This window comes from Citrobacter sp., from assembly GCF_050252275.1.
Classification (GTDB): Bacteria; Pseudomonadota; Gammaproteobacteria; order Enterobacterales; family Enterobacteriaceae; genus Citrobacter_A; species Citrobacter_A amalonaticus.
In genome coordinates, this window is record NZ_JBFWLF010000166.1 from 1 (window position 1) to 10,092 (window position 10,092).

Annotated in this window: 9 protein-coding genes; 6 read left to right on the top strand and 3 right to left on the bottom strand. The window is 56.6% G+C overall.

Going from position 1 to position 10,092, the window contains the following annotated elements:
* Positions 1-470, bottom strand: a 470-nt coding sequence (gene moeB / locus AB7E14_RS14545) for a molybdopterin-synthase adenylyltransferase MoeB (RefSeq protein WP_428169624.1), incomplete at its 3' end; no start/stop codon positions are given.
* Positions 470-1,705: a molybdopterin molybdotransferase MoeA gene (gene moeA, locus AB7E14_RS14550; protein ID WP_058587843.1), complete on the bottom strand. Its 1,236-nt coding sequence runs from the start codon at positions 1,703-1,705 to the stop codon at positions 470-472. The genes moeA and moeB, both read right to left, overlap by 1 nt.
* Positions 1,706-1,889: 184 nt before the next feature.
* Between moeA and iaaA the strand changes: the two genes are divergently transcribed.
* Genes iaaA through gsiD form a run of 5 tightly spaced genes read left to right on the top strand, consistent with a single transcriptional unit; the run spans position 1,890 to position 8,132 of the window.
* On the top strand, positions 1,890-2,855 hold the full coding sequence (gene iaaA / locus AB7E14_RS14555) for a beta-aspartyl-peptidase (RefSeq protein WP_043001255.1): 966 nt from the start codon (positions 1,890-1,892) through the stop codon (positions 2,853-2,855).
* Positions 2,842-4,713: a glutathione ABC transporter ATP-binding protein GsiA gene (gene gsiA / locus AB7E14_RS14560; protein WP_043001254.1), complete on the top strand. Its 1,872-nt coding sequence runs from the start codon at positions 2,842-2,844 to the stop codon at positions 4,711-4,713. Before iaaA ends, gsiA begins: the two co-directional genes overlap by 14 nt.
* A gap of 28 nt (positions 4,714-4,741) precedes the next feature.
* Entirely contained in the window at positions 4,742-6,280 is a 1,539-nt protein-coding gene (gsiB, locus tag AB7E14_RS14565) for a glutathione ABC transporter substrate-binding protein GsiB (RefSeq protein ID WP_428169625.1), read from the top strand.
* Positions 6,281-6,297: 17 nt separating this feature from the next.
* A complete protein-coding gene (gene gsiC / locus AB7E14_RS14570; RefSeq protein ID WP_428169626.1) occupies positions 6,298-7,218 on the top strand; it encodes a glutathione ABC transporter permease GsiC in 921 nt (306 codons plus the stop codon).
* 2 nt (positions 7,219-7,220) lie between these two features.
* Positions 7,221-8,132: a glutathione ABC transporter permease GsiD gene (gene gsiD, locus AB7E14_RS14575; protein WP_044326543.1), complete on the top strand. Its 912-nt coding sequence runs from the start codon at positions 7,221-7,223 to the stop codon at positions 8,130-8,132.
* Positions 8,133-8,219: 87 nt separating this feature from the next.
* On the opposite strand, the gene rimO is transcribed toward gsiD, so the two are convergent.
* On the bottom strand, positions 8,220-9,545 hold the full coding sequence (gene rimO / locus AB7E14_RS14580; RefSeq protein ID WP_043001250.1) for a 30S ribosomal protein S12 methylthiotransferase RimO: 1,326 nt from the start codon (positions 9,543-9,545) through the stop codon (positions 8,220-8,222).
* Positions 9,546-9,775: 230 nt separating this feature from the next.
* On the opposite strand from rimO, the gene bssR reads away from it, so the two are divergent.
* On the top strand, positions 9,776-10,092 hold a 317-nt coding region (gene bssR, locus AB7E14_RS14585; protein ID WP_428169627.1), incomplete at its 3' end, for a biofilm formation regulator BssR.

A 10,092-nucleotide genomic window follows, 5' to 3' on the forward strand; every position in this document is an offset into this window, starting at 1 on the left:
ATGCGGATCGCCGCGCCAGAAATCAGCGGGACTTTTGCCGCATAACAACCCGCATTGAGCTGGTTACGAATCGCGACGTTATCGGTGCAGTCCAGCACCAGATCGTGTTCGGCGATGAGTGCCCGAAGGGCGGTCTCGTCCAGCAGTGCATTAATCGGGGTAATCGCGACGTGCGGATTAATTCGGCTTAGCGCGGCACGCGCCGACTCCACTTTCGGCTGGTTGAGGGTCGCATCGCTGTGCAGCGTCTGGCGCTGCAGATTTGACAGCGACACGGTGTCGAAATCGAGCAGCGTCAGGTGGCCGACGCCGGCGCTCGCCAGATACTGCGAGGACGCACAGCCCAGCCCACCGAGGCCCACTACCAGTACTCTGGCTTCCTTCAGCGCTTCCTGTCCGTCAAAGTCAAAGCCGCGCAGAATGATCTGCCGGTTGTAGCGCAGCATCTCCTGATCGCTGAGTTCTGCCATCACAGGCCTCCGAACAGCGCGTTGAAGGGTTCGACTTCCACCCATTCACCCACTTCGACGTTACCGCGATCGCGCTCCAGCACAATGAAGCAGTTGCCCTGACTGAAGGAACTAAAAATATGTGAACCCTGATGGCCTGTGGTACTTACTTCCAGTTCACCGTTAGCGGTGCGCTGCAGCATACCACGCTGGAAATCGAGACGCCCCGGCGTTTTCTTCAGTTGCGAAGCGGTACGGACGCGCTGGCGCGCGGGTAATCCGCTGGCCGTATTGCCGCTCAGTTTCGCCAGCAGCGGCTGAACCAACTGGTAGAAAGTCAGCGCCGCTGAGACCGGGTTGCCCGGCAAACCGCAGAACCAGCTGTTGCGCAGTTTGCCAAAGGCGAACGGTTTGCCCGGCTTGATTGCCAGTTTCCAGAAAGCGATTTCGCCCAGCTCTTCAAGAATGGTTTTGGTGTAATCCGCTTCACCGACCGACACGCCGCCGGAGCTAATCACCACATCCGCCTGACTGTCGGCTTCGATAAACGCCGTGCGCAGGGCGTGCGGATCATCGCGGATGATGCCTAAATTGATTACGTCGCAACCCAACTGTTGCAGCATCAGGTGCACCGTCAGGCGGTTGGTATCATAAATCTGACCTTCGCCGAGTGGTTGACCGGGTAGTTGCAGTTCATCGCCCGTCGAGAACAGCGCAACGCGCACTTTACGCACCACCTGGACGTCGGCAATGCCGAGCGAGGCCAGTACCGGCAGTTCGCCTGTGGTAAGACGTGTACCGGCAGGGAAAACCACCGCGTTTTGCCCGATGTCTTCGCCACGACGGCGGATATTTTGCCCGGCGCGAACGTCGGCGGTAAAACGCACGCCGTTGTCTGTCTGTTCAGTCTGCTCTTGCATCACTACCGCGTCACATCCCGGCGGTACTGGCGCACCGGTCATAATGCGAATACAGCTGCCCGCAGGCCATTCTCCCTGGAACGGCTGACCGGCGAACGCTTTGCCAGCGACCGGCAGCGGATGTCCGTTGGCGAGATCGGCCAGACGTACCGCGTAACCGTCCATCGCCGAATTATCGAAACCCGGGACGTCCAACGGCGAAACCACGTCAGTCGCCAGAATTCTGCCAAAGCACTGCACCAGCGGTAACGTCTCGACGGCGGTGAGCGGGGTAACACGCGACAACATTTCGGTAAGCGCCGTTTCCAGCGGCATCAGTCCGGCGGTAAATTCCATGAAAACACTCCTGCGGGGCAAAATCGAATCCGTCTATTATGTCAGAAAATGCGAGGGGACTGTATGCCACCTCGGACTTAGGAAGGCTGTGAATGCTTTACATGCTAATCGCATCTTTCTATAGTCAAAAATCGAATCAATAACTCTACAGAATTCTGATATTTGTAGAAGACGGACGGCAAATATGGGCAAAGCAGTCATTGCAATTCACGGCGGCGCAGGGGCGATTACCCGCGCGCAGATGAGCCAGGAGCAGGAATTACGCTATATCCAGGCGCTTTCCGACATTGTCGACGTCGGGCAAAAGATGCTGGAAGCGGGAGAAAGCGCGCTGGATGTGGTCACTGAAGCCGTGCGACTGCTTGAAGAGTGTCCGCTGTTTAATGCCGGGATCGGCGCGGTGTATACCCGTGATGAGACCCATGAGCTGGATGCCTGCATCATGGATGGCAATACCCTGAAAGCCGGCGCTGTGGCGGGCGTCAGCCATCTGCGTAACCCGATCCTTGCTGCCAGACTAGTAATGGAGCGTAGCCCGCATGTCATGATGATTGGCGCAGGCGCTGAAAAATTTGCGGCCGGAGAAGGGATGGCGCTGGTGTCTGCGGATCTCTTTTCGACGCCTGAACGTTATCAACAACTGCTGGTCGCGCGCTCAAGCGGCGAAACCGTGCTGGATCACAGCGGCGCGCCGCTGGACGAAGGCAAAAAAATGGGCACCGTGGGCGCGGTAGCGCTGGATGTGCATGGCAATCTGGCGGCAGCGACGTCGACCGGAGGCATGACCAACAAATTACCGGGCCGCGTCGGCGACAGTCCGCTTGTTGGGGCGGGCTGTTATGCCAATAATGCCAGTGTGGCGGTCTCCTGCACCGGTACCGGCGAAGTGTTTATCCGCGCGCTGGCGGCTTACGATATTGCGGCGTTGATGGATTACGGCGGGCTGAGCTTATCGGAGGCCTGCGAGCGGGTAGTGATGGAGAAGTTACCGGCACTCGGCGGGAGCGGCGGGCTGATCGCCATCGATCATGAGGGGAATGTGGCCTTGCCGTTTAATTGCGAAGGCATGTATCGCGCCTGGGGTTATGCCGGGGATACACCAACGACCGGGATTTACCGGGAAAAAGGGGACACCGTTGCCACACAGTGATGCGCTTGATGCCAGCGACGTGCTGGCCGTCAGCAATCTGAATATAGCCTTTCAACAGGACCAGCAGCGTACTGAGGCGGTGCGGAACCTGTCGTTTCGTCTCAGGCGTGGCGAAACGCTGGCGATTGTCGGTGAATCCGGTTCAGGAAAATCGGTCACCGCGCTGTCGCTGATGCGACTGATTGAACAGTCTGGTGGTGAGGTGCAGTGCGAGCAGATGCTGCTGCGTCGTCGGAACCGCGAGGTGATTGAGTTGGGTGAACAGAGTACGTCACAGCTTCAGCGGGTCCGTGGCGCCGATATCGCCATGATCTTTCAGGAGCCGATGACGTCGCTCAATCCGGTGTTTACCGTGGGTGAGCAGATAGCCGAGTCCATTCGCCTGCATCAGGGGGCGGGACGTGAAGAGGCGATGGCGGAGGCGAAGCGGATGCTCGATCAGGTTCGCATTCCGGAGGCGAAAGCGATCCTTTCACGCTATCCCCATCAGCTATCCGGCGGCATGCGCCAGCGGGTAATGATTGCGATGGCGCTCTCGTGTCGCCCGGCGGTGCTGATTGCCGATGAACCGACAACCGCGCTGGACGTCACGATTCAGGCGCAAATCCTGCAACTGATCAAAGTCCTGCAACGAGAGATGTCGATGGGAGTGATTTTCATCACTCACGATATGGGCGTGGTCGCGGATGTCGCCGATCGTGTGCTGGTGATGTATCAGGGCGAAGGGGTGGAGACCGGCACTGTGGAACAGATCTTCCGCGCGCCACAGCATCCTTACACGCAGTCATTATTAGCGGCGGTACCGCAACTTGGGGCGATGAAAGGTCTCCCATATCCGCGCCGCTTCCCGTTGATCTCTTTGAGCGAGCCGGAAAAGCGTGAGCGGCCTGTCGATCAAAATACGGTGGTCGAGGGAGAGCCCATTTTGCAGGTACGCAATCTGGTGACTCGTTTCCCGTTACGTAGCGGTATCCTTAATCGGGTGACTCGCGAAGTGCATGCGGTGGAAAATGTCAGCTTTGATCTCTGGCCTGGCGAGACGCTGTCGCTGGTCGGTGAGTCAGGCTGTGGCAAATCCACCACCGGACGTGCGCTACTGCGCCTGGTGGAGTCGCAGTCCGGCGAGATTATTTTCAACGGTCAGCGAATCGATACGTTGTCCGACAGTCAATTGCAGCCATTGCGTCGCGATATTCAGTTTATTTTTCAGGATCCATACGCCTCACTCGACCCGCGACAAACCGTGGGTTATTCGATCATGGAGCCACTGCGCGTCCACGGGTTGTTGCAGGGGAAGGCGGCGGCCGATCGGGTGGCGTGGCTGCTGGAGCGTGTCGGGTTGAAACCTGAACATGCGTGGCGTTACCCGCATGAGTTTTCCGGTGGACAGCGCCAGCGGATCTGTATTGCCCGCGCGCTGGCGCTCAATCCAAAAGTGATTATTGCCGATGAGTCGGTCTCCGCGCTGGATGTGTCGATTCGCGGGCAAATTATCAACCTGCTGCTCGACTTGCAGCGAGAGCTGGGGATTGCCTGGTTGTTCATCTCGCATGATATGGCCGTCGTTGAACGGATCAGCCACCGCGTGGCGGTGATGCATATGGGGCAGATTGTTGAGATCGGCCCACGCGCTGCGCTGTTTGAAGATCCTCAGCATCCGTATACCCGCAAGCTCATGGCGGCGGTTCCGGTTGCCGACCCCGGACATCACCGCCCGCAGCGGGTGCTGCTGTCGGACGATCTGCCCAGCAACATTTACCGGCGCGGCGAAGCGCCCGCACCGGTTTCATTGCAGTTAGTCGGGCCCGGACATTATGTCGCGCGTCCACAACAAGAAAATGCGCTATTGCGTTTATAACAATCAGGCAGGGTTCAGGAGAAAAAAGATGACAAAATTACTCGCCCGACATTGGCTGCTGGCATTAGGCGCGACGACCGCGCTGGCAGCCTCCCCGGCGTTTGCCGCGAAAGATGTAGTGGTCGCGGTGGGGTCCAACTTCACCACGCTCGATCCATATGATGCGAATGACACCTTATCGCAGCAGGTGGCAAAATCGTTTTATCAGGGGCTGTTTGGCCTTGATAAAGAGATGAAGCTGAAGAACGTGCTGGCAGAAAGTTACACCGTCTCTGACGACGGCCTGGTGTATACCCTTAAACTGCGTCAGGGGGTGAAATTCCAGGACGGGACCGACTTTAACGCCGAGGCGGTGAAAATAAACCTCGATCGCGCCAGCGATCCCGCCAATAGCCTTAAGCGTTATAACCTGTATAAAAACATCGCCAAAACAGAGGCTGTCGATCCCGCGACGGTAAAAATCACTCTGAAGCAGCCGTTCTCCGCGTTTATTAATATTCTGGCGCACCCGGCAACGGCGATGATCTCACCAGCCGCGCTGGCGAAATACGGCAAAGAGATTGGCTTCCATCCGGTTGGCACTGGTCCGTATGTGCTGGACACCTGGAATCAAACCGATTTTGTGAAGGTGAAGAAATTTGCCGATTACTGGCAGCCGGGATTACCGAAGCTGGATAGCATCACCTGGCGTCCGGTCACCGATAACAATACCCGTGCGGCGATGCTGCAAACCGGGGAAGCACAATTTGCCTTCCCGATCCCCTACGAGCAGGCGGCGCTGTTAGAGAAAAACAAAAATCTGCAGCTGGTCGCCAGTCCGTCGATCATGCAGCGTTACATCAGCATGAACGTGACGCAAAAACCGTTCGACAACCCGAAAGTCCGCGAGGCGTTAAACTACGCCATCAACCGTCAGGCGCTGGTGAAAGTGGCGTTTGCTGGTTACGCGACCCCGGCTACCGGCGTGGTGCCGCCGTCGATTGCTTATGCGCAAAGCTACACGCCCTGGCCTTACGATCCGGCAAAAGCGCGTGAACTGCTGAAAGAAGCGGGTTATCCAAACGGTTTTAGCACCACGCTATGGTCATCGCACAATCACAGTACCGCCCAGAAAGTGTTGCAGTTTACCCAACAGCAACTGGCGCAGGTGGGGGTTAAAGTGCAGGTGACGGCGATGGATGCCGGTCAGCGCGCGTCGGAAGTTGAGGGCAAAGGGCAGAAAGAGAGCGGCGTGAGAATGTTCTATACCGGCTGGTCGGCGTCGACCGGTGAAGCCGACTGGGCATTGTCGCCGCTGTTTGCCTCACAAAACTGGCCGCCAACGCTGTTTAACACCGCGTTCTACAGCAATCCGCAGGTTGACACTGACCTCGCCGACGCGCTGAAAACGACCGATCCGCAAGTGAAAGCGCGGCTGTACAAAGCGGCGCAGGATATCGTCTGGAAAGAGTCGCCGTGGATCCCGCTGGTGGTGGAAAAACTGGTCTCGGCGCACAGTAACAAACTGACCGGTTTCTGGATCATGCCAGATACCGGGTTCAGCTTTGATGATGCAGATTTGAAATAAGCCACAGCGGAAATCGGATGCTTAACTATATCCTTAAACGCCTGCTGGGGTTGATTCCGACCCTGTTCAGTGTTGCGGTGCTGGTGTTTTTATTTGTTCACCTGTTGCCCGGAGACCCGGCGCGGCTGATTGCCGGGCCGGAAGCCGACTCGCAGGTGATTGAGCTGGTTCGTCAGCAACTCGGTCTCGACAGGCCGCTGCACGTCCAGTTCTGTCATTACATGACTAACGTGTTGCAGGGCGATTTTGGCCTCTCGATGGTTTCCCGTCGGCCGGTCTCGGAGGAGATCGCCAGTCGGTTTATGCCGACGCTGTGGCTGACGTTGAGCAGTATGATCTGGGCCGTTCTGTTCGGTATGGCGGCGGGAATTGTCGCGGCGGTATGGCGTAATCGCTGGCCGGATCGCCTCAGCATGACGCTGGCCGTTACCGGGATCTCCTTTCCGGCGTTCGCGCTGGGGATGTTGTTAATGCAGGTGTTCTCCGTGGAGTTAGGCTGGTTGCCGACCGTCGGGGCCGATAGCTGGCAGCACTATATTCTGCCGTCTGTCACCCTTGGCGCGGCGGTGGCCTCAGTGATGGCTCGCTTTACCCGCGCCTCATTTGTCGATGTGCTCAGTGAAGACTATATGCGTACCGCCCGGGCGAAAGGGGTCAGCGAAACCTGGGTGGTGCTCAAGCATGGGCTGCGCAATGCGATGATCCCTGTCGTCACCATGATGGGGTTACAGTTCGGCTTTTTGCTCGGCGGGTCTATCGTGGTCGAAAAGGTCTTCAACTGGCCCGGTCTCGGACGTCTGCTGGTGGACTCCGTAGAGATGCGCGATTATCCGGTGATTCAGGCGGAAGTCCTGTTGTTCTCACTGGAATTTATACTTATCAACTTAGTGGTGGATGTGCTGTATGCCGCCATTAACCCGGCTATCAGGTACAAGTAAGGATGCGTTTACTTAACTGGCGCCGTCAGGCGATTTTAGATGCCATGCCAATGGTGAAACCCGAGCGGGTACGCACGCCGTGGCACGAATTCTGGCGACGTTTTCGCCGTCAGCATGTGGCGTTGATAGCAGGCCTGTTTGTGTTGCTGCTGATCCTGGTGGCAATCTTCGCCCGCTGGCTGACGCCGTTCGATGCGGAAAATTATTTCGATTACGACAGGCTGAATGACGGGCCGTCGATGATGCACTGGTTCGGCGTAGATTCGCTGGGCAGAGATATCTTCAGCCGTGTGCTGGTTGGCGCGCAAATTTCACTGGCGGCAGGGGTATTTGCAGTTTTGATTGGCGCGGCTATTGGCACCGTACTGGGGCTGCTCGCGGGTTACTATGAAGGCTGGTGGGACCGGGTCATCATGCGCATCTGCGACGTGCTGTTTGCGTTTCCGGGTATCCTGCTGGCGATTGCTGTGGTCGCGGTATTAGGTAGCGGCATTGCCAACGTGATTATCGCGGTGGCGATCTTCTCAATCCCGGCATTTGCGCGTCTGGTGCGCGGCAACACGCTGGTGCTGAAACGCCAGACGTTTATCGAATCGGCGCGCAGTATTGGTGCCAGCGATGCGACCATTATTTTCAGTCATATCCTGCCAGGAACCGTCTCGTCGATTGTGGTCTTTTTTACCATGCGTATTGGTACGTCGATCATCTCTGCGGCAAGTCTGTCGTTTCTGGGACTGGGCGCACAGCCGCCGACGCCGGAGTGGGGCGCGATGCTGAATGAAGCGCGGGCGGATATGGTGATTGCGCCGCATGTGGCGCTGTTCCCGGCGGTGGCGATTTTCCTGACGGTACTGGCGTTTAATCTGTTAGGCGATGGCCTGCGCGACGCGCTGGACCCGAAGATAAAAGGGTGAACCACAGGCCTGATAAGACGCGTTGGCGTCGTTATCAGGCATTGCCGGATGGGGCATAAATGCCTTATCCGGCTGGGTCAGTGAGAGTTAAGCGCGGGTGCCCCACAGGTCGTACTCGTCGGCGTTTTCTACTTTCACGCGGATCACGTCGCCCGGCTTCACGTTGGTTTCACCGTTCAGATAGACTGCGCCGTCGATTTCCGGGGCGTCGGCCATGCTGCGACCAATCGCGCCTTCTTCGTCGACTTCATCGACGATCACCAGAATTTCGCGACCAACTTTTTCCTGCAAACGTTCCGCAGAGATCTGCTGTTGCAATTGCATAAAGCGGTTCCAGCGCTCTTCCTTCACCTCTTCCGGTACCTGATCCGGCAGCGCATTGGCGCCAGCGCCTTCTACCGGGCTGTATTTGAAACAGCCTACGCGGTCGAGACGCGCTTCTTTCAGGAAGTCGAGCAGCATCTGGAAATCGTCTTCCGTTTCACCCGGGAAGCCAACAATAAACGTTGAGCGCAGGGTCAGCTCCGGACAGATTTCACGCCATTGCTTGATGCGCGCCAGCTGGCGGTCAACCGAGCCGGGGCGCTTCATCAGCTTGAGAATACGTGGGCTGGCGTGCTGAAGCGGGATATCCAGATATGGAAGGATCTTACCTTCCGCCATCAGCGGGATCACGTCATCAACGTGCGGATACGGGTAGACATAGTGCAGACGCGTCCAGATACCCAGTTTAGACAGCTGTTCACACAGGCTGACCATGCTGGTTTTCACCGGTTCACCGTTATAGAACCCGGTACGATGCTTCACATCCACGCCATAGGCGGAGGTGTCCTGAGAAATCACGAGGATCTCTTTCACACCGGCATCGACCAGACGCTTTGCTTCGCTCAGCACATCACCAATTGGACGGCTAACCAGATCGCCGCGCATGGACGGAATGATGCAGAAGGTGCAGCGATGATTGCAGCCTTCAGAAATTTTCAGGTAGGCGTAATGACGCGGGGTCAGCTTCACGCCTTGTTCCGGCACCAGGCTCAGGAACGGATTGTGCTTCGGTTTCGGCACGTAGTGGTGAACATGTTCCAGAACCTGCTCATAGCTATGCGGCCCGGTGATTTCCAGCACTTTCGGATGGACTTCACGGATCTGATCTTCTTTCGCGCCCAGACAGCCGGTGACGATCACTTTGCCGTTTTCGTTCAGCGCTTCGCCAATGGCTTCCAGTGATTCCTGCACTGCGCTGTCGATAAAACCGCAGGTATTGACGATCACCATATCGGCGTCGTCGTAACTCGGGACGACATCGTAGCCTTCGGTACGCAGTTCAGTCAGGATACGTTCCGAATCGACGAGGTTTTTCGGACAGCCGAGGGAAACGAAGCCGATTTTCGGCTGGTGGGTTACTTTGCTCATAGCTTAAAAATTGTTCAGTTATTGGAATGTTCAGGGCAGGGATTCTACAGAGTTCCGCACAAAAATTGTATTGCTATCTCACCCGATAAGGGCGGGAAAGTCGGTATTGGCTTATAGCGACTTTGTAAATTATGTTAATGGCGGGTGAATTATTGATCTCAGGCATCACATTGTACAAAAAATAGCCATACTATTATGTTGCACCATGGCTGGAAGAGGAGGAACGAAGTATGTTCGTTGACAGACTGAGAACCGATCTGCTGAATAAGCTTATCAATGCCAGGATCGACCTCGCTGCGTATCTGCAGCTAAGGATGGCGAAAGGATACATGTCAGTCAGCGAGAATGATCATCTACGTGAGAACTTTTTCGAACTGAACCGAGAGCTGCACGATAAATCGTTGCGCTTGAATCTGCATCTCGATCAGGAAGAGTGGGATGCTTTGCACCATGCCGAAGGCGCACTCGCCGCTGCGGCGGTGTGCCTGATGAGCGGACACCACGACTGTCCGAATTTTATTGCCGTCAATGCAGAAAAACTCAATAC